We start from the raw sequence: 26193 nt of genomic DNA, 5'->3' as shown, positions 1-26193 counted from the left end.
GTAGTCGTAACTTTGGTTACTTTTTAGATATATCTATTGAAAGAGTTCATGTAGGATACCGCCTACAAATCGTTTTCAGTGTCCAAACTTTACTGACCACGCAATATGATCAGACGTCTTCCAACTTTTAATTCAGCGATCGTCATGATTTATTTCATCGCGATTGCGTTTCTTCTAACGATCAAAAATAGTGTGCTGGAAGATGGTGGTTACCGCATCATGAGTCGGATAGTCGGCCGTGACGCGACAACCCTGAACATTTTTTGGCAGCTCAGCTTTTTCGCTGCCGACTTGTGGTTGTTGTTACTCCTCATCCCACTAGTCCTGCTGATTCTTTACCGCTTCGCCGGAGAAAAGGTCACGACCCGTACAGTTTTCATCCTGGCACTCGCAGCGCTCGGCCTGGCCTTCGTCAATATGAATGCACTAGCGTCGACTGGTAAGTTCCTGACTTGGGATCAGATCGCGCCGATGTTGGCATGGGCCAGGGAGAGGCCGAGCAGTATTCTTGAATATGTATCGATGCGGTCACTTATCAAGTTTGTCGCCATCGTCGCGACGGTTGTCATCTTGTATCATTATCAACATCGCCCCCTGTTTGCACGTTTCGATGCTGCGTTCCCGCTTGCAGTTTTCTTTGCCACGATAGTCAGCGCCATTGCCGTAATTGCTGTCCTCGTCGACCAGACTCCGCGTAGCCTGTATCACTCCCCAGTCGCGGCGAGGATGGTAACGGAGATGTTCGGTGGCGAAAGCGGCGGTTCGCTCAGCAACGATATTGTTGTCGAAAGAATCGACTACACCTGTCAGGGAGATAGCTTGCTTGCAAACAAAGGACTCTCTGCCAGCAACAAGCCCAATATCGTACTTTTCCTGATGGAAACTATTCCGTATGAACTTTATTCTTTTGGCAAGAAAAAGGGTCTACCGAATATGGAAGCACTCGAGCGTAGGGCATTGGTCGCGCAACAGCACTTTACGACCTACCCTTTTACGAGTTACGCCCGGTTTTCCATTCTCACGGGGCTATATCCGCCATATCGTTTGGAGAAAACAGTCAAGCTGGACCGGTCCAACCATTACAAGAGCGCATTCTCCTCCTTGGTCGGCCAAGGGTATGACTTCACCTTGTTTGACCCGGTCACTCATCGTTATCCCGTCGATGACTGGGCCGTGCGTCAGTTGGGTGGTAGGGTGGTGTCGACGGCCATCGAAGGCGATGCCTTAGCCAAAGACAAGGCCTTGCTAGGCGCGCTCATCGACCGGATTGGCGCCAGTGCAAAGTCCTCGACTCCTTTTATGTATGCCTATTTGCCGCAACTCACGCATGGTCCCTGGCTTGGTTCCGGTGCGAGCAAAGAAGCATTGTACGAAGAAGGTTACCGACGTCTAAAGACTGTCGATGACAGCCTCGGCAAGTTGGTTGCTGCTCTCGAACGTCATGGAGTGCGTGAGAATACCGTTATTGTGCTGACGGCCGATCACGGCCTGCGCACCAGGCAGGAGGCGGGATTCCTGAAAACAGTGGTGCTCAATGAGGCTTCCTACCATGTCCCGCTCGTAATTTATGACCCACGCTTGGCTCGTTCTATCGTGGTATCGCGTCCGACTAGCCACGTTGACATATCGCCAACCCTGCATTGCGCCTATGGCAATGCACTGAGCCGCATCGATTCGCAAGGTTCTGACTTGGCTTCGGCAAAGCCCGCGCCTCGGAGCATCCGCTTCGGTGGGGAGTGGTACAACGGAAGTAGCGGTATCTGGTCCAGCGGTTCCTTCTACAGCTATAACGCTCAGTTAAACATGCTCTGGAAAAGCCCAGTGTTTAATTTCGACGAAGGGGGCCCGTTGCAGCATCTTGAGCCGGAAGCAGGGATACTAAAGCAATTAGCACATATGAATCAGGCGCAGGAAAAGCTGCTTGCAGAGCAGTTTGATGTAATGTTAGCGCGAGTAGGGACGCATGGTCGCGAGGCACCAGGAGGGTAGACAGCCTTCCGCTGCTTTGGTAATGCAATGCTCCACAAATTGAAGGCGATTTGTGGAGCATTACTTACGTGAGGCGGCGAAGTGGATGTTTCCGCTGTGTTTATTAGAACGGGTAAGGGAATTGAACCCTTGCCGCAAACATGTACTCAACGATGTACGCGCGAAAGCGGCGACGGTACGGCGGATGAGCCCTCGCGTTAATTCGCCAGGCACAGTTCCATGGTAGTCCTTCCCTTCGATCTTTGTGCAAAACAGCAAGTTCGTCCAAAAGACAATTTCTGGGCCGTTTTCAGAGCCCCAGTAAGTAGAGAGGTATGCAAGCGCCTCGTCGACCGAGCTTACGTGTTACCGGCTCCATAAATTACCTTGTTTTCCTGCAATACAAATCATTGTATTGCAGATAATTAACGAAAGCAAATGTCCGGCATAATCCGACAACGATGCAGTGGAGAGATCGTGTTTTTTGGAGCGGAGGTGATGCTGTAAGCAAGGGATACAGCTTTCCAGCGTTTTTCATTGGAGCGGGTGAAGGGAATCGCCCCCTCATCGTAACTTGGGAAGCTAGTGGAAGAATTCAGGCCTCATGCAGGTTGCGGCGTGTTTCCGGCTCCACAATACCGCGTTTGTCATCCTCGTGAATGCCAGTATCCACGCAGGCCTACCAAGTTTTGTGGAGCCAATATTCCAAGGCCGACGCTGGCCGCCTAAGGGTCCCTTAAGCAACCTCATCCTTGCGCACTGCTACCATAGCGGCCTCACAATAGGCGGTCATGGTATGGGCGAAATGCTGGATCATTACCAGGTGCGCGCGGAGCGGGAAACAGGGTTCTGGGTCGATCTCCCGGTCGCCACTGGGCGAACCGTGTCACGCGATGAATGGCTGCGCCTGCAGCAAGATGATCCGCAGCGCTTCCAGGTTATCAGTATCGATCCAGAAGACCAGCCGCTTCACTACCGAAGGTTGGGACGTATGATTGAATTCGCGGTGACGGTCACGTGCGCAGACGAACTTTTGCAGTGACGCTCTCTCGCCACTTACGCACCTGGCAGTAGCTGCGGGAATTCCTTTGCACACGGTTCGCCCTTGAGCATTTCCCGCAACGATTCGAGAATGGCGCCCTGCGGCCCTGGTAAGGTGGGGGATGAAGCTGCAAGCAAGCTGCTGGGGCATCAGGAAGTCAGAACGACGCGGCGCCACTATCTACGAAGAGGCAAGATCGTGGCGCCAACGAAGTAGAACTGGCTTACGCTGCCTTGCCCTTGCGGCGACGGGCGAAACTCACCAGTCCCAGGCCGAGGCCCATCATTGCCAGCGAGGCTGGCTCCGGAACCTCAGTGGCATTCAGGGTCGCAGTTTCAGCAACCTGAAAATCGACCAGCTTGTTTTTGGCGTTCAGGTGCTGGCCAGTGTACGTTGCCCGCACGTTGAACTTGTCGAAGTCGAGGTTGGTGCCGTTCGAGTAATCGAACTTGATCTTGTAGATCAGCGGGTCACCGGCGACGATCGCATCACTCAGGTCGTCGAAGCAGATCTGGCCACCGTCGTTGCTGCCCCCGCATGAATAGCCATCTTGCGTCGACGACCCCATCATGGAAGCGCCGTCCAGCGAAAAGAAGCGGTTTGCCGCGCCAGCAGGCTTCAAACCTGAAAAGACCAGGCTCTTCAGGCTATTAATTCCTGCGAACGTGCCAGTTGCCCCGTCAGCGAAAATCGACAGGGTGAGTACGTCGCCCTGGAACTTCGACTCGTACGTCACCTCTTTTGTAGTCGTGGTAGTACCGTCGGTGAAGACTGGGGCAGCCTGTGCCGAAACGGAAGCACAGGCAATGACTACTGCTGCAGCCAGAATGCGAGGATTGCGGAAAAATTTATAAATGAAGTCATCCCTTTATTATTAAATGAACACAAAAGTTGTAAATATTGAACACTATTTACTGTTTTGCAATAAAAATTGAGACCTCATGTTGTAGAACCGCTCTTTTATCTGGAGCGGTCTGCCAGCGGCGCCGGGGGGGGCAGGCGCACCTGGCGGCTGCCGCCGGGGCATTGGAGCTCACGGACAAGATCAAGAAGATGTGGCTTTACAACTTGCGTGCGAAGGCGGCTGATGACACGGTGGATGGGCTGGGGGATGTGGGTGCAAGCAATCTGCCGGTAGCGGCAGCGTGTTCGGCCCTGGCATATACAGCTGAGAGGGAGATTCTATCTCTGACGGCGCGAAGATCTGTGGAGCCGCTGAGACTCTGTGGAGCAGAGCGGGCAGCAATTTCAGGCTGGCTCTCCTATGGAGCGGGTGAAGGGAATCGAACCCTCGTCGTAAGCTTGGGAAGCTTCTGCTCTACCATTGAGCTACACCCGCGACTCGACGCATTCTACGCGAGTTTGCGCGGCAGTGACAAGCTTGCATCAGCTGCCGGGAACGCAATGCCGCCCCGGCAGTTCCGCGCCGGCTTACTTCGGCGCCTCGACCGTATAACCCTTGGCCTGCAAGCGTGCAATCACGCCCTTCGGGTCCAGGATCTCCTTGATATGCACCATCGCAAAGGTATTGGCATTGGTCGCCAGCGCTTTTTCCGCCGCGGAAATCCAGGATGCCAGTGCCTGCTCATTCAGGGTTTGCAATTCCGGCTGGTTCTTTGCCAGCGAACTGCTCAGCACAGCCTGCCTGCAGGCGGCGCGGTCGCCATAATCGAGTTTGCGGATGTCCTCGAATTCGCCGACGGCCCAGGCGTTGGCGCGCGCCCGCATCACGTCGAGCTCGCCTTCCAGGCGTTCGATGGTTTTTGCCAGGCAAGGCACGTCGTCCATGGCCGACTTCTTGAAGTCGCGCACCGCCTTGCCCGGTTCCTTGATCTGGATGTGAACCGAGGCATCGGTGACCTTCAGCTTGTGCTTGTCGACGATCCGTTCGATGGTTTTGGCGATTTCCCCGCCGTCGCTCAGGCCCGCCTGCTTGAGTGCGCGGTTCGACAGTTCCGAGGCGACGAAGGAGGGACGTTCGCGCTCGACGCCGCCGTCATCGCCGAAATACTTCTGCTTGAGCGGCTGCCAGCGTGCATACAGGTCTGGCGGCAGCACGTCCTTCAACTCGGCGCCGTCCGGATTTTTCTTGACGCCGATCAGGAAAGGCAAGGCAGTCACAGCGCCCCAGCCGACACTGAGGCCCGCCATCGGCGGCTTCAGGTATTCCTGGGACTGCGCAATGACCTTCTCGACCTGGCGCGAGCGCCACTCCATGTTGGTGGGCACCGGGGAATAGGTGCCGAAGACCCACATCACGTGATCATCCTTCGACACTTTCCACAGCCCCGGCCCCGGGCGGCTGCCGGAAACGAGGATGGTCTGCGGAACGGGTTCCGCTTCTTCAGTGGCAGGCGCCATCGTCGGCGCAGCCGCCGCGGGCGCAGGCTCGGCCGCGGTCTGCGCCCAGGCAGGCAAGCTCAGGAAACACAGGGCCAGCGCGGGTACGAGACGTTTCAACAGCATGAGGGCATCCTTCTGGTGGTTAGCTGAAGGACATTGTGTTGCCATCAAACGATATAAGCAAGAAACAAGATGTTACAAGAGCCATATGTATATTGAATATCACGAATTGTCACCCGGACGCTTGCGCGCCGCCCATGGCCGCAGCACGAGATAGCTCGGCACCGATGTGCGCGACACGCTGCTCGCGCTGATCAATTGCCGCCGCAGCAGCAAAGCGATCGCGTGCTGCGCCGTGCAACGGCTCGCTCGCTTGCGACGATGTCGAGGCGACCTACCGCCAGCTCTCGGCGCGTGGCGTCGAGTTCGTGTCGGAACCGCAAAAGCAGCCTTGGGGCACCTATGCCATCATGAAAGACCCGGACGGCAACCAGTTCGTTCTCTCCTCATCGTAAGCGGCTTGCCGAACCGGCATCGAAGCTTGACAAGCCGCCAATCCGGCGGCGCTTGTGCCGGTTTCGGGGATAAATATTTCCGTGCGTCCATCAAGATCCGGCGGCGCAGGCCGTTATGAAGAGGGATAGCGCGCCGCTGCGCGCATGCCCTACTTTACTTCCGGATCCGTCATGAAACTCGTCGCTGTCCTCGCCCTTGCCGCCGCTTCGCTGCTGTCCGCCTGTGGCATGCCCCTCGCCCGCCAGTCGGGCGCGCCGCACCCGGTCATCGTCACCCTGAACGCCACCGGCTATGGCGCCGTCAACACGGCCTCCTGCAATGGCGAGTGCGAGCGCGTCTCGCCGGCCCAGCGCAAACTGCTGGCCATGCGTGCCGCGCGGCTGGACGCCTACCGCGCCATGGCCGAACAGGTGTACGGCACGCGCATCGAAGGCGGCAGCACTGTTGGCTCGCTTGCGCTCAAGGACGATAGTTTCAAGGTGTATATTGACGCCTTCATCCGTGGCGCGCGCGTGACCAACGTCGCCCAGCGCGAAGACGGCAGCTTCGAGACGACCGTGGAAATGGAGTTCGACACCAATGCGGCCCAGTCCCCAACTCCTTCCGCCCGCGCTGCCCAGCCAGTGGCGAAGAACGCCCGCAGCATGGTGGGCAACGCCGGTCCCGGCGCTGCCTACGGCGCGTCGTTCTACCATGCGCAGTAAGCTGCGTCTCATGTGCGGCGCCTTAGTGGCGCTGCTCCTTCAGTGTTCCCTCCCTGCTTTCGCCGCGCCGCTCGAGGCCGAAGGCGTCGCCGCGGTCGCCAACGGCAACCTGGCGCATGCACGGCAAACCGCGATTCGCGATGCCCTCGATCAGCTCGGCCTGCGCAGCGGCGCCCGCGTCGACGTCGCCGCCGGCGCATCCACCCGCGGCACGACCTTCGAGAGCAGCCGCGTCCAGCCGGCGGCCGACTTCGAGCGCTACACCGTGCTGCGCGAATGGCAGACCGGCCAGGTGCTGCACGTGCGCATCGCCGTCAAAGAAGAAGATGCGCGCCCGCGCGGCAGCGTCAATCTCGGCTACAAGAAGAAAATCGTCGTCACGCCCTTCCACGTGCGCCGCTCGCCCCAGCTCGACGACGTCGACGACATCGCCGTGCGCCTGCCGCAGGAACTGCTGCGGCGCATGACGGCCGGCGGACAATTCCTCGGCAAGGAAAGCCCGTACGTGATCTCGCCGGGCGTGCACGGCCCGAGCGCGGACACGGCGGCCGTGCGCCGCATCGCCACCATGTACGAGGGCCAGTTCGTGGTGTCCGGCGAGATTATCGACGCCGGCAATTTCGACAAGCCGGCGTATTTCGGGCTGGTCAACAAGGATGCGCGCCGCATCGAAATCGCATTTTATGTGCACGACGGCCTGACCGGCGTGCTGCTGGCGCGCCGCTCGGCGCTGGTCGAACAGGTCGGCGAACGGCGCGTCGGACGGGATAAACCCTTCGGCAGCGCCAGCTTTGCCGCCACCCCTTTCGGCGGCGCGATCCTGCGCGCACTCGATGAAGGCATCGCCGGGATCGCGGCCGATATCGCTGCCCTGCCCTTCATGGCCAAGGTGGTGCAGGTGCAGGGCGAACGGGTCGTCATCGACGCCGGCGGCACCTCGTCGGTGGCGCCGGGGGACCAGCTGGTGATTTATCGGGCGGACCCGCGCCAGCAGGTGTACGGCGCCGATCCGCTGGCGCCGATCGGGACCGTCGAGACGCCGGTCGGGACGCTGGCGATCGTGCAGGTGCAGCCGGGGTTTGCGATCGGGACGGTGACGCCGCCGGCGGCCGCGCGGCAGGTCAGCGCCGGCGACATGGTGCGGTTCGACGTCGCCGTGATGCCGGGGCGGTGATCAGCCCGGGGCCGTCGCGTACCGTAGGGTGGGCACTTGTGCCCACGCGGTACACCGTATGCGGGCCGATGCGGCGTCCGGTTACCGTGCGGGGCGCAACGGTACGACCGCGTGGGCTCGAGAGCCCACCCTACGGCTCTTCCGGCCGTTTATCCAATAACGACTGCGCCAGCTTCAACCCATCCACCATCACCTTGAACGCCGCGTGCTTCGCCTCTTCATCCGGCACGCGCAGGATGTACGAGGGGTGGTAGACGGTGACGACCCAGCGGTCCCCGTGGCGGATCGCCTTGCCGAGCGATTCGCCCAGCTTCGCACTGCCGCTCCCGAGCACGGATTTTAAAGCCGTCGCACCCAGCGCGACGATCACCTTCGGCTTCACCGAGGCCAGCTCCTTGTCCAGCCAGTAGTGACACGCCTCCACCTCGCGCTGCGCCGGCGTCTTGTGCAGGCGCCGCTTGCCGCGCGGCTCCCACTTGAAATGTTTGACGGCGTTCGTCAGGTAAATCTCGCGCCGCTCCAGCCCGGCCGCCTCGAACACCCGGTCCAGCAGCTTGCCGGCGGGTCCAATAAAGGCCTTGCCGGCCAGGTCTTCCTGGTCGCCCGGCTGCTCGCCGACCAGCATGATCTGCGCCTTTTTTGGCCCCTCCCCACCCACGGCCTGGGTGGCGTACTGCCACAGCTCGCAGCGCCGGCATTCGTCGAGCTTCGAGGGCTGCTGGCGCTCGGGCTGGGCATCGGCGGGGGCGATCGGGATCGTGCTGCCGCTTTTACGGCCTACCTCCTGCGCCTGGCCGGTGCTGCGTGCGCCCAGCTCGGCATTGCTGACCATCGCGGGCACGACCGCGCCTTCCGGCAAATTCTTCCAGTAGCGCGACGGGATATGGCTCTGCATCAGCTGGGCGTTCACGCGCGCGGGATTGAAGATGCTGCGGTAATAGGTCAGCCAGAGCGCCTCGCCCGCGTCGTCCAGGTCGGCCGCGCTCGACATCAGGGGGCCGGTATGGTGCAGCGTGGCGCCGTCCCACAGTACGCTGGCCTCGGGCGTGCCGATCATCCAGGTGACGCCGCCCATGCGGTCTTTAAAATGTTCGGCGACCTGGGGCAGCACGTCGTGGCGCGGCTCGAACCAGGCGGCGAAGCGCGGCGGCCCCGCATCGGCGGGACGCTCGCGGAATCGGATATAGGCATGCATGTCGTGCTCCTCGCGGCGCACCGCCTTGACCATCGCATGCAGCTTGGCGCCGTCGGCATCGGCCGGCGACTGCACGTCGTGCTCGCCGTGCTGCCAGCGCCAGATCACCCGGTACAGGAAGGCCCAGCGCTCTGGCACGCGGCAGCAGGCGGCCGACTGCAGCATGTCCATCAGCGCGCGTGGGATGCGTAGCAAATGCGGCGGTGCTTGTTTTACCGGGACCAACCCGGCAGGCACATTATCGACAGAAGGCGCAGGGTCCGGCGCACCCGAGAACAAATCGTCGGCAAGCGCGCCCGGCTCGTTCCAGGTGACGCGTTCAGGCGCCACATCGTGCATCAGCAGGTCGCGCGCAGCCGTGCGCCACTCGGGAAAGCTGGACACCACCAGCGGCTGGCCGGCGGCAACCCTGGCCGCCGCGTTCATGCCGCCTTCAGCTCGGGCCACAGGTTCATCTGCTCCTGCGGCGCCCCCAAATGGCGCCGCAGCAGGTCGGAGCTGGCGAGTCCCTGCGCCGGCTTGTAGTCGGCGGTGACGACGAAGGGCGCGATCTTCTTCATGCTGCAGCGCAGGCGCGACAGATCTTCCCAGCGCACCCGGCGCAGGCGGCGCAGGTCGACGATGCGCTTGGCGTTGCGCAAGCCGATGCCCGGCACGCGCGCGATCATTTCGGCTTCGGCGCGATTCAGGTCCATCGGGAAGTGGTCGCGGTTGGCCAGTGCCCAGGCCAGCTTCGGGTCGACGTCGAGCGCCAGGTTGCCGGCCGCCGGCATCAGCTCGCCCACGGTAAAACCATAGCTGCGCAGGAGGAAATCGGCCTGGTACAGGCGGTGCTCGCGCAAGAGCGGCGGCGGGGCGAGGGGCACGCTGTCCGGGCTTTGCGGGATCGGGCTGAAGGCCGAGTAATACACGCGCTTGAGCTTATAGCTTCCGTACAGGGTTTCGGCCGTGTTGAGGATGGTCTGGTCGTCGCTGGCGTCGGCGCCGACGATCATCTGCGTGCTCTGCCCGGCCGGGGCAAAGGACGGCGCCTTCGGCTCCTCGGCCTTTTCGTCGAGCTTGCGGCGAATGGAACCCATCGCCAGCTTGATGGTGTGGACGTTTTTCTCGGGCGCGAGGCGGGTGACGCTGTCGTGGGTCGGCAGCTCGATGTTCACCGATAGCCGGTCGGCATAGCGGCCGGCCTCGGCGATCAGCAGCGGGTCGGCGTCGGGGATGGTTTTGAGGTGGATGTAGCCGCGAAAATGATGCACTTCGCGCAGGGTGCGCGCGACGGCCACCAGCTGTTCCATCGTGTAGTCGCTCGACTGGATGATGCCGGAACTGAGGAACAGGCCGTCGATGTAATTGCGCAGGTAAAAATCGTGGGTCAGCTTGACCACTTCCTCGACCGAAAAGCGTGCGCGCGGCACGTTCGAGGTACGGCGGTTGACGCAGTACTGGCAGTCGTAGACGCAGAAATTGGTGAGCAGGATTTTCAGCAGCGAGACGCAGCGCCCGTCCGGCGTATAGCTGTGGCAGATGCCCATGCCGGTGGTGGCGCCGATGCCGCCGTCATTGCCGTCGGAAGCACGCTTCGGCGCCCCGCTGCTCGCGCAGGAGGCATCGTATTTGGCGGCGTCCGCCAGGATTTCGAGCTTGTCGGAAAGTTTCATCGGAGTGGAGAAACTGTATGGGCGTACAGTATAAGCCAGTCCGGGTAGGTACGGCGCGCCCGTGGGATTGGGGGCGGGACAAAGCCGGTTCAGGCCGCGCGCCGGTAGATCAACCGGATTCGGGAACCGTCGCGTAACGTACGGGGTCATCGTGGCCAATGGCCTCGATGACGGCTTCACCGGGCATGCCCACGCGTTCGCACGGTTGAGCAATCGAAACCCTGCGTGTTGCGCATACGCCGGCGGTCTCCGGTGCTCGCCGGGTCTTTATAAGCACGTACGCGTGGGCATGCCCACCCTACGTCAGTTCGAGTTCCGCAGCACTCATGCGCGACGTGATCCGTTTGAGGTACGGCGCCGCGCCGGGAATCCCGGCCGCCGCGGCGCGCAATAACCACCCGTGCGCCTCGAGCAGGTCACGCTGCGCGCCCTGCCCCGTCGCATACATCACGCCCAGGTTGAACTGCGCGCGCGCATGCCCCTGGCGCGCGGCGCACAGGTACCAGAAATGCGCGGCCTCGTAATCGCGCTCGACGCCATGCGCGCTGTCATAGCGCAGCGCCAGCGCGAACTGGGCCAGCGCGTGGCCTTGGTCGGCCGCCTTGCGGTACCAGTGCGCCGCCTCTCTCGGGTCGCTGGCCTCGTCGCGTTCGAGCAGCAGGCCGACCATGTGCTGGGCCGGCGCGTAATCCTGGTCGGCGGCGCGGCGGTACCAGGCCAGCGCCTGCGCCGCATCGCGCGCCACGCCGGTGCCGGCTTCATAGCGCAGGCCGAGGTCGAACTGGGCGCGCAAATGGCCCTGCCCGGCCGCTTGCGCGTACCAGTGCGCCGCCTGCGCCAGATCGTGCTCGACGCCATTGCCGTTGTCGTACAGCTGGCCCAGGTGGTACTGGGCGGCGGGCAGGCCCTGGGCTGCGGCCTGGCGGTACCAGTGCGCCGCCAGCGCCGCGTCGCGCTCCACGCCCTGGCCATGCTCGTAGCGCAGCCCGAGGTTGTCCTGGGCCGCCGCATGCCCCTGGTCGGCGGCGCGCCGGTACCACATCAAGGCGGCCGCTTCGTCGCGCGGCACGCCGTGGCCGCTATCAAAAATCAGGGCGAGGTTGAATTGGGAACTGGCGTGGCCCTGGTTGGCCGCGCGTTGATACCACTCGATGGCTTGCGTGCTGTCCTGCTCGACGTCCTGGCCCTTGTCGAAGCGCAGTGCGAGGTTGAACTGGGCCGGCGCGTGGCCCTGGTCCGCCGCGCGGCGCAGCCAGTACAGGGCCAGCCCCGGGTCGCGCGCGACGCCCTGGCCGCCGTCGTAGCGCAGCGCCAGCGCGAACTGCGAACGCGCATAGCCCTGCTCGGCCGCGCGCCGGTACCAGGACAGCGCCGCATCGATATCCTGGGCCACGCCCTTGCCGCCCTCGAACATCATGCCCAGGTTGTGCTGGGCGCCCGGGTCGCCCTGGCCGGCGGCGGCGCTGAACCAGTGCAGCGCCTGCCCGACGTCGGCCGCGGTGCCCTGCCCCTTCGCATACAGCCAGCCGAGGTTGTACTGGGCCGGCGCATAGCCCTGGTCGGCCGCGCAGCGGTACCAGTACAGCGCCTGCGCGTGGTCCTGGGCCACGCCCTGGCCTTTCTGGTACATGACGCCGAGGTTGTACTGGGCCTGTTCAAGGCCGGCGGCGGCGGCCTTGCGGTACCAGTCGACGGCCAGCTCGTCGTTGCGCGGCACGCCCTGGCCGTTGACATACATGAAGCCGAGGCTGTGCTGGGCGCCGGCGTTGCCGCGTTCGGCCAGCCCTTTTACGCGCAGGAACTCAACCGTGTGGCGTTCACCGGCACCGAGCCCGGGCACGGTCGCGCTGTCCATGGCGCCGGTCAGGCGCGCAGCGCGCGCGGTGTCGGGAAGACGACGGGCTGCGCGGCCACCGCCAGCGGCGCCTGGGCGCGCAGCACGCCGATAAAGCTCGAGAGCGAAATCGGGCGATGGAACAAATAGCCCTGCATCGTCTCGCAGCCGTTGGAACGCAGGTAGTCCGCTTGCGTCTCGGTCTCGACGCCTTCGGCCACCAGGTGCAGGTTCAGGCCGCGCGCGATCGAGATGATCGCCAGGATCACCGGATAATGCCCGTCCGCGTCGTGAATCTCCTTCACGAACGACTGGTCGATCTTCATCGTGTGGATCGGGAAGCGGTGCAGGTAAGAGAGCGACGAGTAGCCGGTGCCGAAGTCGTCGATCGCGACCGACACCCCGAGCTGGCAGAGTTTATTCAGCTGCTCGATCGCGTACTGCGGATTGCGGATGCAGATGTTCTCGGTGATCTCGACTTCGATCTGGGCCGGCGAGATCCCGTAGCGCACCAGCGCGCCGCGCATCTTTTCGAAGAAGTCGCCGCGGTCCAGGTATTGCGGCGACAGGTTCAGCGAGAGGCGTACCGCCTGGCCGCTGGCCAGGTTCCACTGCAGCATATCGCGGCACAGGGCGCCGATCATCCAGTCCGAGATCGGCAGCATCAGGCCATTCTCTTCGGCGAAGGGCAGGAATTCCCCGGCCGACAGCAGGCCGCGCGTCGGATGGTTCCAGCGCATCAGCGCCTCGGCGCCGATGATGCGGCCGCTGGTCGAATCGATCTGCGGCTGGTAGTACATCTCCAGCTCGTTGTGCTCGAGCGCGCGGCGCAGCGACTGCTCCAGCGCGATCTTCTGGTGCGATACGTCGAGCATCGAGTCGTGATAAAAACTGTGGCCGTTCTTGCCCAGCGCTTTGACCTGGTACATCGCGATGTCGGCGTGGCGCAGCAGTTCGTCGATCGATTCGCCGTCGCCCGGGTAGATCGCAATGCCGATCGAGGCCGAGATGTGCACTTCGTGGCCATCGAGGTCAAACGGGCGGTGCAGGCTTTCGAGGAATTTGTCGGCGATGATGCGTGCATCGTCGCGGTCGCGCAGTTCCGGCAGCACGATCGTGAATTCGTCGCCGCCCTGGCGCGCCAGCGTATCGCCCTTGCGCAGGCAGTCTTTCAAACGCACCGCCACCTGCTGCAGCAGTTCGTCGCCCTTGACGTGGCCCAGCGTGTCGTTCACCAGTTTGAAGCGATCGAGGTCGATGAACATCACGGCCAGTTCGGTCAGCTTGCGCTTGGCCTGGATCACGGCCAGGCCGAGGCGGTCCTTGAACAGGATCCGGTTCGGCAAATCCGTCAGGATGTCGTGGTAAGCCTGGTACGAGATGACCTCTTCCGCGCGCTTCCTGTCGGTGATGTCGCGCGCCACGCCATAGGTGCCGAAGAACTCGAGCTTCTGCACTTCGCTGTCGGGCACGTGCATGCCGATCGAGTTCAGCGAAATCGTCATCAGCGTGTTGTTGAAGGTGCGCTCGCCGCTGTTGCTCCTGGCGCCGCGGCACTTCAGGCGCAGTTCCACGTTGCGCGAGGCGCGTTCGTCGACGCGGCGCTCGTTGAAGACATAGCGCGCGCGCTCGAGGTCTTCGTCGTGCACCAGGATCGAGTAATGCTTGCCGATCAGTTCATCGCGCGAGAAGCCGAGCAGCTGGTAGGCGCGGTCGTTGACGAAGGTGAAGCGGCCTTCGTGGTTCAGCGTATAGATGATGTCCGGCGAGCTGTCGACCAGGTAGCGGTACATCTTCTCGGAGTTTTCCAGCTGCTGCGCCATCCGCGTGTTGGCGACGGCCAGGCGGCGCTGTTCGAGCGCATTCCCTACCGTTTTCATCAGCTCTTCGCGGCTGTAGGGCTTGCGCAGGTAATCGTAGGCGCCGCGTTTCAGGGCGCCGATGGCCGCGTCGATGCCGACTTCGCCGCTCATCACGATCACGTTGGCGTCGATGGCCCGCTCGTTCATGAAGTCCATGATCTCGTGGCCGCCGATGTCGGGCAGGCGCAGGTCGAGCAGGACCAGGTCGAAGCGGCTGCGCGACAGGTGGGCGATGGCTTCGCTGCCGGAGCTCGCCGTGGTGAGGTCGAAGCCGCGGTCGCGCAGCAGCTCGTGGAGCGAGGCGAGCAGGCGCGGCTCGTCATCCACCAACAACAGGCGCGGCAGGTGTGCGGTCTCTCCGTGCAGATTGGACAAAGCCGCTTCTCCAGCAGGGCGATACTCGTTCATCATGACCTTATACAGAACCGACAGCGCGCGCCGGAAGAAACGGCGTGGCGCTGGCGCCGGACCACGCCGGCAGCAGGATTTCGAATGCGGTGCCGCCCCTGCCGCTGCGGCAGGCGATCTGGCCATTCAGTTTTTTGACTAACCCGTGCACGATCGACAGGCCCAGGCCCCGGTGCGCGCCATCCTTGGTGCTGCGCACCTTGGAGAACAGGTTCGCCATCACCTCCGGTGACAGGCCCGGCCCGGTGTCGGTCACGGCCAGCTCGACATACAGCGTGCGCTCGCGGTGCACGTGGCCGCGGTTGACGATCTCGATGCGGCCGCCGCCGCTCACCGACAGCGCTTCGACCGCGTTTTTGACCAGGTTGACGAGGATCTGTTTCAACAGGTCGGCGTCGCCCTCGACCAGGCGTGCGTCCTCGCCCATCGCGGTGGCGATCTGCACGCTGTTCGGCACGAACTGGCCGGCGCGGAACAGGCGCACCACGTCGTCGACCACCTTGGCCACGTCGAGCGGGCGCGGGCCGGTTTCCTGGGGTTTGAGTTCGGCCAGGCCGCCGATCAGCTGGCCGACGCGGTCGATCTCTTCATTCAGCACCGACATCTCGGTGGCCACCGGTTCCTGGCGCGCCAGCTTGCTGTCGAGGACACTCAGGTAGTTCTTGATGATGGACAGCGGGTTGTTCACCTCGTGCACCACGCGGCGCGAGGCTTCGCGGTATTCGTCGGCCACGCTGGCCAGCTGGCGGCGCGCGTTGCCGCGCTCCGACAGGGCCGTTTCCAGGGCGGTGGCCGCTTGCGCGCCGAAGGACTGCAGGAAGCGCTCGCGCTTCTGGCAGCCGGCGACCTGCCAGGCTTTAATCCCGCCCACCATCACGCCCAGGCAGCGGCTGCCGGCCACCAGCGGCAGGCAGACCATGCTGTCGGTACCGAGCATACGGAACAGCTGCTCTTCGGCCAGGCCCAGCGGCTGGCCTTCGCGCTGCACATAGGCCGGACGCCGCTCCAGGGCGGCTCCCGCGACCGGGCCGCCCTTGTTCAGCGGGATCGCGAATTCGGCGATGCGCTGGGCTGCGCCGCCGGGCGCGCCGACCAGCATTTGCCCGGTCGGGTTCTCGAGCAGGATCACGGTGTTATCGAAGTCGAACAGGATGCGCGCCGAACGCGTCATCGATTCGAGCAGGTCGGACTCGCCCTGCTGGCGCGCGAAGGTCTGCCCTACTTCCGACACCAGCACCAGGTTGCGCACTTCTTCCGACAGGCGCTGCTGGACCGGGTCGAGCACCGGCGCGGCATACGCGGGCGGGGCCGGGATGTCGTCGGCGCCGGCGAGGTCGATGCCGAGGTGGATCGCGGCCTTGTCGACCTGGCGCGCGGCGCTGGCGAGCATGGGACCGAGTTCGCCGGCGTCGAGCCCGCACAGGGCGGCGCCGTCGGCGAGCGCCGCTTCATCAATCGCGTGGTGCGACATCAGGTGCGCCAGGCGCACGATGCGAATCAAGGGATGGGCCGACTCCAGGCGCTCGCTCGACTCGTGGTGGTACAGCACGGCGTCGGCGAGGAAGGAGTCGAGCTGCCAGCGCTCGATCAGCCAGGCGCCGGCTTCGGCGTGGGTGATCTGCAGCGTACGCTGTTCGACGGCGCACAGGTCTTCGTCGTCGCGCGCGGTAAAGTTGTACGCGTATTCCTTCGGCGCCGTGGCGAGCAGCGCGAGGCGCCCGACATTGTGCAAGAGGCCCGCCAGGTAGGCTTCTTCCAGGTGCGGGTAGTCGATGCGGCGCGCGATGTCGCGTGCAAGCACGGCGGCGGAGAGCGAGCGCTTCCAGAAAGCGCGCAGGTCGGTGCTGCCCGAGTGCGGGAAACTGTTAAATGTCTGGAAGACCGAGTCGCTGATGACCAGGGTCTTGATCATGTCGGTGCCGAGGGCCACGAGCGAGTGCTCGAGGTTCACGCCGCGGCCGGCGCGGTGATAGGCCGAGCTGCTGGCGACGGCCAGCAGTTTGGCAGTCATGCCCGCGTCGTTCGCGATCAGCGCGGCCAATTCCGGCATGCCAAGGTCGTCGGCCTGCAGATGCTCGATCAACTTGATGAGTATCTGCGGCATCGCCGGCAGCCGGGCAATCAGCAGGCGATTGCGAATATCCTGGTCTGGTTGGTGCATTGTCTCAAGCGACGCCACGGTACGAAGTTTCGGGGGTGGCATTCCCGGACAGGGCTACCACGACATGACAATCATGCATCTCTGGATAAGACGGCAATTCTTGGTGTTGATCTAGATCAAAAAGCCGTCTTAGCATATATACATTTCTGATCGGGAACAATACTTTCTGTTAAAAGTATGTCTTTTTCCTGAATGGATGATGTATAGACGGGACGTTTTATTGCCCAGCTACCAACAAGCGTGGCATGGGCAGGTGTTTCTTGCCTAGCTGGCCCGGCGCGCGAGCACGCGCCGGTACTGGCGCGAGGTCAGCCAGCACGCCAGCGCCGCCAGCGCAAAGCCGGCCTGGCCGAGCGCCAGCGCCAGCACCGAATGCGACAGCGCCGGCGCGATGATGCCGGCGACGATCGCGCCCAGCAGCGTCGAGACAAAGGACTGGCAGGAAGCGACGGTGCCGCGGATGTGCGGGAACAGGTCGAGCGCCAGCAGCGTGGCACCCGGCGCGATCAGCGAACTGCCGAAGGTATAAAAGAACATCGGCAGCACGGTCCAGGGCAGCGCCGGCGGAAAAAACAGGTGGTAGCCGACATTGAAGGCGACGGCACCCAGCATGAAGACGAAACCGATCCCGATCTGGCGCGCGAAGGTCTTCTTGCCGGCCAGGCGGTTGGCCGCCATCGCGCCGAGGAAAATCCCGCTCACGGTCGGCACGAACAGCCAGGCGAATTGCGAGGGGCCGAGGTGCAGGTGCACCGGCAGCAGCACGGGCGAGGCCGTAATGTAGAGGAACAGGCCGGCGAAGTTCAGCGCCGTCACGCCCGCCTTCATGTGGAACAGGAAGGAGCTGAAGATTGCGCCATAGCTCTGCGCCAGGAAGCGCGGATTGAAGGGCTGGCGCTGCGATGGCGGCACCGTCTCCGGCAGGTGCTTCCAGCACACCCAGCCCAGCACCAGCGTGTAGACGCACAGCGCGAGGAAAATCGCGCGCCAGTCGAACCAGGTGACGATCCAGCCGCCCAGCACCGGCGCCAGGGCCGGTGCGATCGAGAAGATCATCGTCACCATCGACAGCAGGCGCGCCGCCGGCGCATCCGAATACAGGTCGCGGATGATGGCGCGCCCGACCACGACGCCGGCCCCGGCCGACACCCCCTGCATGATGCGGAACACCCACAGGTAGTGGACGGTAGAAGCGGCCGCGCAGCCGAAGGTACCGATCGCGAACACGACCAGCGCGACGAGGATCACGTTGCGCCGCCCGAAGGCGTCCGACAGCGCGCCATGCCAGAGCACCATGCCGGAAAAGGCGAGCATGTAGGCCGTCAGGGTCTGCTGCACCTCGATGGAGGATGCGTGCAGGTTGGCCATGATCTGCGGGAAGGCCGGCAAATAAGCGTCGATCGAGAACGGGCCCAGCATCGACAATCCCGCCAGCAGGGTCGCCAGGCCGCCGGCCGACAGCATGACGATCTTGTGCGGCGCCGGCAACGGCACCGGGATGACGGGATCTTTCGGCAGCTGGTCGGGTTCGGTCGGCGGCAGCATCGGTGAGTCGTTCCTTTAGTCCTGTTGCGGCGACTTCGGCTTCGCCTCTTCCCGGCGGTTGTAGCCCGCCACCATATCGAAGCGGAACAAGCGGCATTCCAGCGCGCCGTTGAAGAACGGCGTCTTGCGCGCTTCCTTCAAACGCAGCAGTTTAGGCAGCGACAGGTCGGCCGTGAACAGGAACACGGTCCAGCCGGCGAAGCGCTGCTTGAGCGTGGTGCCGAGCGCCGAATAAAAGGAGACGGCCATCTCGTCCGGCGCCATGGTCGAGTCGCCGCGCACGCCGATCCGCTCGCCGTAGGGCGGATTGGTCAGCAGGATGCCGGGGCCTTCGACCGGAGGGCTCACGTGCTGGGCCTCGATCTGCTTCAGCGGTACGTCGAACTCGATGCCGGCGATTTTCAGGTTATGGCGGGTCATCTCGACCATGTCGCCCGAGATGTCGGAGCCGAAAATCGTCGGCTCGGCCGGCAGCGGATTGGCCTTGATCGCCGCCTTCATCTCTTGCCAGGCTTCGCGCTCGAAGTCGGCAAACTTCTCGAACGCGAAACGCCGGCGGGCGCCGGCCGGGATACCCTGCAGCATCTGCGCCGCCTCGATCAGGATCGTGCCCGAACCGCACATCGGGTCGAACAGCGGCGTACCCGGTTTCCAGCCCGAGACGCGCAGCATGCCGGCCGCCAGGTTCTCGCGCAGCGGCGCGTCGCCCGTCTCTTCGCGCCAGCCGCGCTTGAACAGCGCCTCGCCCGAGGTGTCGAGGTAGATGATGAAGTTGCGCGCGTCGAGGAAGCCGACGATGCGCATGTCGGGTTCGCGCGTGTCGACCGAAGGACGCTTGTTGAACTGGTCGCGGAAGCGGTCGCAGATCGCGTCCTTGATTTTCAGGGTCGTGAATTCGAGGCTTTTCAACGGGGATTTGACGGCCGTGACGTCGACGCGGATCGTGTGGTCGACGCCGAACCAGTCTTCCCAGGGCTGCTCGAGCACGAGGTCGTAGATATCGTTTTCGTTGTTGTAGCTGCGCTGGCCCATGCGCATGAGCACGCGCGAGGCGATGCGCGAGTGCAGGTTGACGCGGTAGGCGTCGACCAGGGTGCCGGAGCAGTGCACGCCGCCGGGGACCTGGTTGTGGACTTTCAGTGTCGGGCTGTGCGCTGCCGCGATTTCAGTGAGTTCTTCGGCCAGCGCCGCTTCCATGCCGCGCGGGCAGGGGCAAAAATAGGAGGTCATGGGGGTACCCTTTGTCCGTTAGTGAAAAATTAAAAACACCGGAAGCGCCGCCGCTTCAGGTGTGGATGTTGTTGCGGTGTTCAGAGGGCGAGACCGCGTGGGCGGAGCCCACCCTACGAACAGCCATAATCCGTAGGGTGGGCTCCGCCCACGCGGTCGTACCGTGGCACACCGCGATCAGAAGGGCTTGACGACCACCAGGATCACGATCAGCGTCAGCAGCAGCACCGGCACTTCGTTAAACCAGCGGAACCACTTGTGGCTGCGCTGGTTCACGCCCGCCTCGAATTTCTTCAGGATCGAGCCGCAGGCATGATGGTAGCCGATCGCCAGCAGCACCAGCGCCAGTTTCATATGCAGCCAGGCGCCCTTGATCCCGAAGCCCAGCCATAGCCAGAGGCCCAGCACCAGCGCCGGAATCGCCAGCATCGAGGTGAACCGGTACAGGCGGCGCGCCATGCCGAGCAGGCGCGTCGTCGCGGCGGCGTCGGTTTCCTGCGCCAGGTTGACGTAGATGCGCGGCAGGTAGAACAGGCCGGCGAACCAGGAGGCGATGAAGACGATGTGGAAGGCTTTGATCCAGAGGTACATGCGGTCCCTTGTTTTTAATTGCGAACTTCGCCGTGACCGAACACGACGTATTTCAGGGAGGTCAGCCCTTCCAGCCCGACCGGTCCGCGCGCGTGCAGCTTGTCGTTCGAGATGCCGATCTCGGCACCGAGTCCGTATTCGAAGCCGTCGGCGAAGCGGGTCGAGGCGTTCACCATCACGGACGCCGAGTCGACTTCGCGCAGGAAGCGCAGCGCCGCGCTGTAGTCTTCCGTGACGATCGCTTCGGTGTGCTTCGACGAATAGCGGTCGATGTGGTCCATCGCCTCCTCCAGGCCGGCGACGATTTTCACGGCCAGGATCGGCGCCAGGTATTCGGTGCTCCAGTCTTCCTCGACGGCCGGCACCAGGTGCGGATAGCCGGCCAGGATCGCGCGCGCTTCCTCGTCGGCGCGCAGCTCGACTTCTTTCGTCTTGTAGAGTTCAGCGAGCTGCGGCAGCACGGCCGGGGCCACCGAGCGTGCGACCAGCAGCGTTTCCATCGTATTACAGGTGCCGTAGCGGTGGCATTTGGCGTTGAAGGCGATGGGCAGCGCTTTCGCAAAGTCCGCCTTGTCGTCGATGTAGACGTGGCAGATGCCGTCCAGGTGCTTGATCATCGGGACCGTGGCTTCCTCGATCAGGCGCGCAATCAAACCCTTGCCGCCGCGCGGCACGATGACGTCGACATACTGCGGCATCGTGATCAGGGCGCCGACGGCGGCGCGGTCGACGGTGTCCACCACCTGCACGGCGTCCAGCGGCAGGCCGGCTTGACCCAGGCCTTCGGTGACGAGTTTGGCCAGCGCACGGTTGCAGTGGATCGCTTCCGAACCGCCGCGCAGGATGGCCGCGTTGCCGCTCTTGATGCACAGGCCCGCTGCGTCGACCGTCACGTTCGGGCGCGCTTCATAGATGATGCCGATCACGCCCAGCGGTACGCGCATCTGGCCGACCTGGATGCCGCTCGGGCGCGACTTCATGTTGGAGATCTCGCCGATCGGATCGGGTAGCGAGGCGATCTGGCGCAGGCCTTCGACCATGGTCGTGATCGCGATTGGGGACAGCGCCAGGCGGTCGAGCAGCGCGGGGGCCAGGCCGGCGAGGCGGGCGGCGTCGAGGTCGAGCTGGTTCGCGGCGGACAGCGACGCCGCTTCGCGTTCGATCGCCTCGGCGATCAGGAGCAGCGCGCGGTTGCGCGTCGCGCCGTCGGCGCGCGCCATCGCACGCGAGGCGGTGCGGGCATTGCGGCCCAGCGTGTGCATGTAGTCGGTAATGTCCATTGTATTGGTTTCCATGTAGGGTGGGCATGCCCACGCGTGAACGTGTAGGGTGGGCATGCCCACGCGTGAACGATGAGCAGACGCGACGTTCGATAAAACAGCACACGGCCGGCAGTGCACGAGCGAATGATTTACCTGGCCACCTTCAAGGCCAGCTGCAACATCGCATCCCACGCATCCCCCGCGAACGCCTTCGCGCGCAATCCCTTGACCATCTTGTCCACCTGCGCCGCCTCCTGCAGCGCGGCCTCCAGCGTAGCCAGGGAAATGCGGCGCAGCGCCGGATCCATCATCCGTTCGCGCGGCCCCCAGATCCGGTATTCCTTCAGCAGCGCGCCGAGCGGCCGCCCCTGCGCCATCCCGGCTTTCAATTTTAACAGCGTGCGGATTTCTTCGGAGACGGCCCACAACACCAACGGCAGCGCCTCGCCCTCCCCTTTCAGCCCCTCGAGCATGCGCGCCAGCCGGGCAGGATCTCCCGCCAGCATCGCTTCCGACAATTTGAACACGTCGTAGCGCGCCACGTTCAGCACCGCGTCCTGCACCTGCTCGAAACTCAGCTTGCCCGGCTCGTGCAACAGCCCCAGCTTCTGGATCTCCTGGTGCGCCGCCAGCAGGTTGCCTTCGACGCGGTCGGCGATGAAATCGAGTGCCGTGCGGTCCGCGCTCTGCCCCTGGGCGGCGAGCCGCTGGCCGATCCAGCCCGGCAGCTGCGCGCGTTCCACGTTCGGAATCTCGATGTAGATCGCGGCTTGCTGCAGCGAAGCCACCCACGAGGCCTTGGCCGTCTGCCAGTCGAGTTTCGGCAGCGTGATCAGGGTGAGATTGTCGGGACTGAGGTCCTTGGCATAGGCCTGCAGGGCGGCGCTGCCGTCCTTGCCGGGCTTGCCACTCGGGATGCGCAGTTCGATCAGCTTCTTGTCGCCAAACAGGGACAGCGCCTGGTTCGCCGCCAGCAGCTCGCCCCATTTGAAGGTGCGCTCGACGGTGAGCACGTCGCGTTCGGTATGGCCGGCCGCACGCGCGGCGCGGCGGATTTTATCCGCCGCTTCCAGCGCCAGCAGGTGCTCGTCGCTGGTGATCACGTACAGCGGCGCCAGCCCCTTCGCCAGATGGGGCTCGAGCGCCTCAGGCCTTAATTGCATTACTTCCTCACTGCGCTCATTGTGGCTTGAGGGCAGCCAGGCGGCGCATGATCTGCTGCACCAGGTCGGACTGCATGTCGCGGTACAGCAGCGCTTCTTCGCCTTCCTTGGCCAGCAAGGCCTCTTCGCTGAAGGCGAGGTTGCGGCGCAGCGTGATCTCGGTCGGGCCCAGCAACAGGTTGCCGGTCGCGTCGCGCACCTGGAACACCAGGGTGTAGGTGAGCAGGTATTCGCGCACGCGGCCCAGGTTGTTCAGCGACAGGATCGCCTTGTTGCGCGCCTCCGACAGCACTTCGAAGCGCGCCTGCGCACCCTCCTGGGTCGGCGAGATGACGACATGGTCGATGGCGCGCAGGTTGCGCTTGAGCTCATTACCCAGCGGCGAAGTGTCCGGGAAGGCCAGGTAGATGCTGGTGAAAGGCATGTTGTACGAGCCGTCCGAACCGCGCAGGTGGAAGCCGCAGGCGGTCAGCGTGGTTACCAGCAGCAGCGCGGCCACGGCGCGCGCAAGGGTTGGGAAATGAGCGCGCATGGGTTACACCACGATGTTGACGAGTTTGCCGGGCACGACGATGACCTTCTTCGGCGTGCCTTCGATGAACTTCTGGACCGATTCCGAGGCCAGCGCCGCTGCTTCGATCGACGCCTTGTCGGCATCCTTGGCCACCTTGACCGAGCCGCGCAGCTTGCCGTTCACCTGGATCATCATCTCGATCTCGGCCTGCTCCAGCGCTTGCGCGTCGACTTCCGGCCACTGCACGTCGAGGATGTCGCCATACACCTTCGCGTAGCCGAGTTCCTGCCACAGCGCGTGGGTGATGTGCGGCGCCACCGGGTTCAGCATGCGCAGGAAGATCGACAGGCCTTCGGCGATGACGGCGTCGCCGGCCACGCCTTCGGCCAGCTTGGCCGACTCCAGCGTATTGAGCATCTTCATGCAGGCCGAGACCACCGTGTTGTACTGGATGCGTTTCAGGTCGTAGTCGGCCTGCTGCAGCACCTTGTGCACTTCGCGGCGCAGCGTTTTATGGGCTTCTTCCAGCGGAGCGCCGCCCGGGGTCCCCTGCTGCTGGCCGGCCAGTGCGGCGGCGATGCGCTCGCGCTGTGCATAGGCGAAGGCCCAGACGCGGCGCAGGAAGCGGCTCGCGCCTTCGACGCCGCTGTCCGACCATTCCAGCGTTTGCTCCGGCGGCGAAGCGAACATCGTGAACAGGCGCGCGGTGTCGGCGCCGTACTGCTCGATTTGCGCTGCCGGGTCGATGCCATTGTTCTTCGACTTCGACATCTTCTCGGTGCCACCGATTTCGACCGGCTGGCCGTCGGCCTTCAGGACCGCGCTCTGCGGACGGCCCTTGTCGTCGAAGGTCAGCTCGACGTCGGCCGGATTGAACCAGGTTTTTTTACCGGATGCGTCGTCGCGATAATAGGTCTCGTTCAGCACCATGCCCTGGGTGAGCAGGTTCACAAACGGCTCGTCGAATTTCACGAGGCCGAAGTCGCGCATGACTTTGGTCCAGAAACGCGCGTACAGCAGGTGCATGACGGCGTGTTCGATGCCGCCGATGTACTGGTCCATCGGCATCCAGTAATCGTTGCGCGCATCGACCATGGCGTCGTTCGAGCCCGGCGAGGTATAGCGCATGTAGTACCAGGACGAGTCGATGAAGGTGTCCATCGTGTCGGTCTCGCGGCGCGCCGGCTTGCCGCACTTCGGGCAGTCGCATTTCAGGAAGGCGTCGTCCTTGTTCAGCGGGTTGCCGGTGCCGTCCGGGACCAGGTGCTCGGGCAGCACGACCGGCAGGTCGGCTTCCGGCACCGGTACCACGCCGCACTCGGCGCAGTGGATCATCGGGATCGGCGTGCCCCAGTAGCGCTGGCGCGAGATGCCCCAGTCGCGCAGGCGGAAGGTGACCTTCTTGTCGCCCAGCTCCTGGGCGGCGAGGTCGCCCGAGACCGCGTTCACGGCCGCGGTGTAATCGAGGCCGTCGTATTTGCCGGAGTTGATCGTGCGTCCGTGCTCCTTGTCGCCGTACCACTCCTGCCAGGCGTCGAGCGAGTATTCCTGGCCTTCGACGGCGACCACCTGCCTGATCGGCAGGTCGTATTTTTTGGCGAATTCGAAATCGCGCTCGTCGTGGCCCGGCACGCCCATCACGGCGCCGTCGCCATAGGTGATCAGGACGTAGTTGCCGACCCAGACCGGCACCTGCTCGCCGGTGACCGGATGCGTGACGGACAGGCCGGTCGGCATGCCCTTCTTCTCCATCGTCGCCATGTCGGCTTCGATGACGGAACCGAGTTTACATTCGGCGATGAAGGCAGCCAGTTCGGGGTTGTTTTTTGCCGCGTGCTGGGCCAGCGCGTGTTCCGGCGCCACGGCGCAGAAGGTCACGCCCATGATGGTGTCGGCGCGGGTCGTGAAGACGTAGAGTTTGCCCTCGTTGATCAGCTCACCGGCATCGTCCATGATCACGTGCGGGAAGGCGAAGCGCACGCCGACCGACTTGCCGATCCAGTTGGTCTGCATGGTGCGCACGCGCTCCGGCCAGCCCGGCAGCTTGTTGTCGACGAAATCGAGCAGCTCGTCGGCGTAATCGGTGATGCGCACGTAGTACATCGGGATTTCGCGCTTTTCGATCGGCGCGCCCGAACGCCAGCCCTTGCCGTCGACGACCTGCTCGTTGGCGAGCACGGTCTGGTCGACCGGGTCCCAGTTCACGGTACCGGTCTTCTGGTAGATGATCCCTTTTTCCAGCATCTTGAGGAACATCCACTGGTTCCACTTGTAGTATTCCGGCTTGCAGGCGGTCATTTCGCGCGACCAGTCGATGGCCAGGCCCATCGACTCCATCTGCCCGCGCATGTGGGCAATGTTCGAATAGGTCCATTCGGCCGGCGGCACGTTATTGGCCATCGCCGCGTTCTCGGCCGGCATGCCGAAGGCGTCCCAGCCCATCGGCATCAGCACGTTGTAGCCGTTCATCCGCAGGTAGCGGTACATCACGTCGTTGATCGTATAGTTGCGCACATGGCCCATGTGCAGCTTGCCGGATGGGTAAGGCAGCATCGAACAGGCGTAGTACTTGCCCTTCGGGAAACGTGGGTCGTGCTCGACGGCCTTATAGGCATCGATCGACTTCCAGTACGCCTGCGCGGCCTGTTCAACTTCGGCGGGACTATATTTATCTTGCATGATGTTCTGCGGACGGAATTGGAGGGAGTGGAAAGCGGCTGACAAAGCCGCCAGGCCAAGGCGCGTCGTCGAAGACAGTACGCTAGTACGGCAAGACGACGCAACGCAGGCATGGGGGCTTTGTCAGGCGCTTTAGCAGAACATTATACTGGTTCGTCCTGCACAGCGGCGAAGCGCGGCGGGATGGGGCGACGGGGCGACTTTGACGCCGCAAACCCCAGGATGGGCACAAGTGCCCATGCGGATCATGCGGACCACGCACGGCACAGGCAACGCCCCCCGTACGCCGGAGATCTCGTATGCGAACGCCGGTGGGGCTGTTGCCTGCCCTGCTATCGGTAGCTCCG

At 63.6% G+C, this 26193-nt stretch carries 19 protein-coding genes and 1 tRNA gene; 5 read left to right on the top strand and 15 right to left on the bottom strand.

Annotated elements, in window-relative coordinates; genetic code table 11:
• Nucleotides 1-144 precede the first annotated feature (144 nt).
• Together AC1MEM_RS05495 and AC1MEM_RS05490 are read left to right on the top strand one after the other, a co-directional pair.
• Nucleotides 145-1989: a sulfatase-like hydrolase/transferase gene (locus AC1MEM_RS05495; RefSeq protein ID WP_499475841.1), complete on the top strand. Its 1845-nt coding sequence runs from the start codon at nucleotides 145-147 to the stop codon at nucleotides 1987-1989.
• Between the two features lie 775 nt (nucleotides 1990-2764).
• Nucleotides 2765-3010, top strand: a complete 246-nt coding sequence (locus AC1MEM_RS05490) for a hypothetical protein (RefSeq protein ID WP_499475840.1) — start codon at nucleotides 2765-2767, stop codon at nucleotides 3008-3010.
• Nucleotides 3011-3233: 223 nt separating this feature from the next.
• Here AC1MEM_RS05490 and AC1MEM_RS05485 read toward each other — a convergent pair whose 3' ends face one another.
• The 3 genes from AC1MEM_RS05485 to AC1MEM_RS05475 all read right to left on the bottom strand — a co-directional run bounded on the left by AC1MEM_RS05485 (nucleotide 3234) and on the right by AC1MEM_RS05475 (nucleotide 5476).
• Nucleotides 3234-3746, bottom strand: a complete 513-nt coding sequence (locus tag AC1MEM_RS05485) for a PEP-CTERM sorting domain-containing protein (RefSeq protein WP_499475838.1) — start codon at nucleotides 3744-3746, stop codon at nucleotides 3234-3236.
• A gap of 529 nt (nucleotides 3747-4275) precedes the next feature.
• Nucleotides 4276-4349 (bottom strand) — tRNA-Gly (locus tag AC1MEM_RS05480).
• A gap of 92 nt (nucleotides 4350-4441) precedes the next feature.
• Nucleotides 4442-5476 carry a TraB/GumN family protein gene (locus AC1MEM_RS05475; RefSeq protein ID WP_499475837.1) on the bottom strand — a complete coding sequence of 345 codons (1035 nt, stop codon included), beginning with the start codon at nucleotides 5474-5476 and terminating at the stop codon, nucleotides 4442-4444.
• 305 nt (nucleotides 5477-5781) lie between these two features.
• On the opposite strand from AC1MEM_RS05475, the gene AC1MEM_RS05470 reads away from it, so the two are divergent.
• From AC1MEM_RS05470 to AC1MEM_RS05460, 3 genes are all read left to right on the top strand, one after another.
• The gene (locus AC1MEM_RS05470) at nucleotides 5782-5868 is read left to right on the top strand and encodes a hypothetical protein (protein ID WP_499477572.1); all 87 of its coding nucleotides are present in this window, start codon (nucleotides 5782-5784) and stop codon (nucleotides 5866-5868) included.
• A 171-nt stretch (nucleotides 5869-6039) separates the two neighbouring features.
• Nucleotides 6040-6573 (top strand): LPP20 family lipoprotein, encoded by a 534-nt coding sequence (locus tag AC1MEM_RS05465; RefSeq protein WP_499475836.1) that lies wholly within the window; start codon nucleotides 6040-6042, stop codon nucleotides 6571-6573.
• A gap of 25 nt (nucleotides 6574-6598) precedes the next feature.
• Nucleotides 6599-7747 (top strand): flagellar assembly protein T N-terminal domain-containing protein, encoded by a 1149-nt coding sequence (locus AC1MEM_RS05460; protein WP_499475835.1) that lies wholly within the window; start codon nucleotides 6599-6601, stop codon nucleotides 7745-7747.
• 130 nt (nucleotides 7748-7877) lie between these two features.
• Here AC1MEM_RS05460 and AC1MEM_RS05455 read toward each other — a convergent pair whose 3' ends face one another.
• From AC1MEM_RS05455 to leuS, 12 genes are all read right to left on the bottom strand, one after another.
• The gene (locus AC1MEM_RS05455; RefSeq protein WP_499477570.1) at nucleotides 7878-9368 is read right to left on the bottom strand and encodes a UdgX family uracil-DNA binding protein; all 1491 of its coding nucleotides are present in this window, start codon (nucleotides 9366-9368) and stop codon (nucleotides 7878-7880) included.
• The gene (locus AC1MEM_RS05450; RefSeq protein ID WP_499475834.1) at nucleotides 9365-10597 is read right to left on the bottom strand and encodes a putative DNA modification/repair radical SAM protein; all 1233 of its coding nucleotides are present in this window, start codon (nucleotides 10595-10597) and stop codon (nucleotides 9365-9367) included. Before AC1MEM_RS05450 ends, AC1MEM_RS05455 begins: the two co-directional genes overlap by 4 nt.
• A gap of 298 nt (nucleotides 10598-10895) precedes the next feature.
• The gene (locus tag AC1MEM_RS05445; protein ID WP_499475832.1) at nucleotides 10896-12452 is read right to left on the bottom strand and encodes a tetratricopeptide repeat protein; all 1557 of its coding nucleotides are present in this window, start codon (nucleotides 12450-12452) and stop codon (nucleotides 10896-10898) included.
• A gap of 8 nt (nucleotides 12453-12460) precedes the next feature.
• Nucleotides 12461-14704: an EAL domain-containing response regulator gene (locus AC1MEM_RS05440; RefSeq protein ID WP_499475831.1), complete on the bottom strand. Its 2244-nt coding sequence runs from the start codon at nucleotides 14702-14704 to the stop codon at nucleotides 12461-12463.
• A gap of 4 nt (nucleotides 14705-14708) precedes the next feature.
• Nucleotides 14709-16862 carry an HDOD domain-containing protein gene (locus tag AC1MEM_RS05435; RefSeq protein ID WP_499475829.1) on the bottom strand — a complete coding sequence of 718 codons (2154 nt, stop codon included), beginning with the start codon at nucleotides 16860-16862 and terminating at the stop codon, nucleotides 14709-14711.
• Between the two features lie 264 nt (nucleotides 16863-17126).
• Nucleotides 17127-18407: a multidrug effflux MFS transporter gene (locus tag AC1MEM_RS05430; RefSeq protein WP_499475827.1), complete on the bottom strand. Its 1281-nt coding sequence runs from the start codon at nucleotides 18405-18407 to the stop codon at nucleotides 17127-17129.
• Nucleotides 18408-18422: 15 nt separating this feature from the next.
• Nucleotides 18423-19604 (bottom strand): THUMP domain-containing class I SAM-dependent RNA methyltransferase, encoded by a 1182-nt coding sequence (locus AC1MEM_RS05425; RefSeq protein WP_499477569.1) that lies wholly within the window; start codon nucleotides 19602-19604, stop codon nucleotides 18423-18425.
• 210 nt (nucleotides 19605-19814) lie between these two features.
• The gene (locus AC1MEM_RS05420; RefSeq protein ID WP_499475825.1) at nucleotides 19815-20228 is read right to left on the bottom strand and encodes a CopD family protein; all 414 of its coding nucleotides are present in this window, start codon (nucleotides 20226-20228) and stop codon (nucleotides 19815-19817) included.
• A 14-nt stretch (nucleotides 20229-20242) separates the two neighbouring features.
• Nucleotides 20243-21508 (bottom strand): glutamate-5-semialdehyde dehydrogenase, encoded by a 1266-nt coding sequence (locus tag AC1MEM_RS05415; RefSeq protein ID WP_499475824.1) that lies wholly within the window; start codon nucleotides 21506-21508, stop codon nucleotides 20243-20245.
• Between the two features lie 131 nt (nucleotides 21509-21639).
• The gene (holA, locus tag AC1MEM_RS05410; RefSeq protein WP_499475823.1) at nucleotides 21640-22653 is read right to left on the bottom strand and encodes a DNA polymerase III subunit delta; all 1014 of its coding nucleotides are present in this window, start codon (nucleotides 22651-22653) and stop codon (nucleotides 21640-21642) included.
• A gap of 16 nt (nucleotides 22654-22669) precedes the next feature.
• Complete coding sequence (locus AC1MEM_RS05405) at nucleotides 22670-23185, bottom strand: LPS-assembly lipoprotein LptE (protein ID WP_499475822.1); 516 nt, start codon at nucleotides 23183-23185, stop codon at nucleotides 22670-22672.
• Between the two features lie 3 nt (nucleotides 23186-23188).
• Nucleotides 23189-25846 carry a leucine--tRNA ligase gene (gene leuS / locus AC1MEM_RS05400; protein WP_499475820.1) on the bottom strand — a complete coding sequence of 886 codons (2658 nt, stop codon included), beginning with the start codon at nucleotides 25844-25846 and terminating at the stop codon, nucleotides 23189-23191.
• Nucleotides 25847-26193: the final 347 nt, after the last annotated feature.

This window comes from Telluria sp. AIW5 (assembly GCF_056680575.1).
Note: the sequence above shows the minus strand (reverse complement) of the source record. Positions and strands in the feature narration are given on the sequence as shown.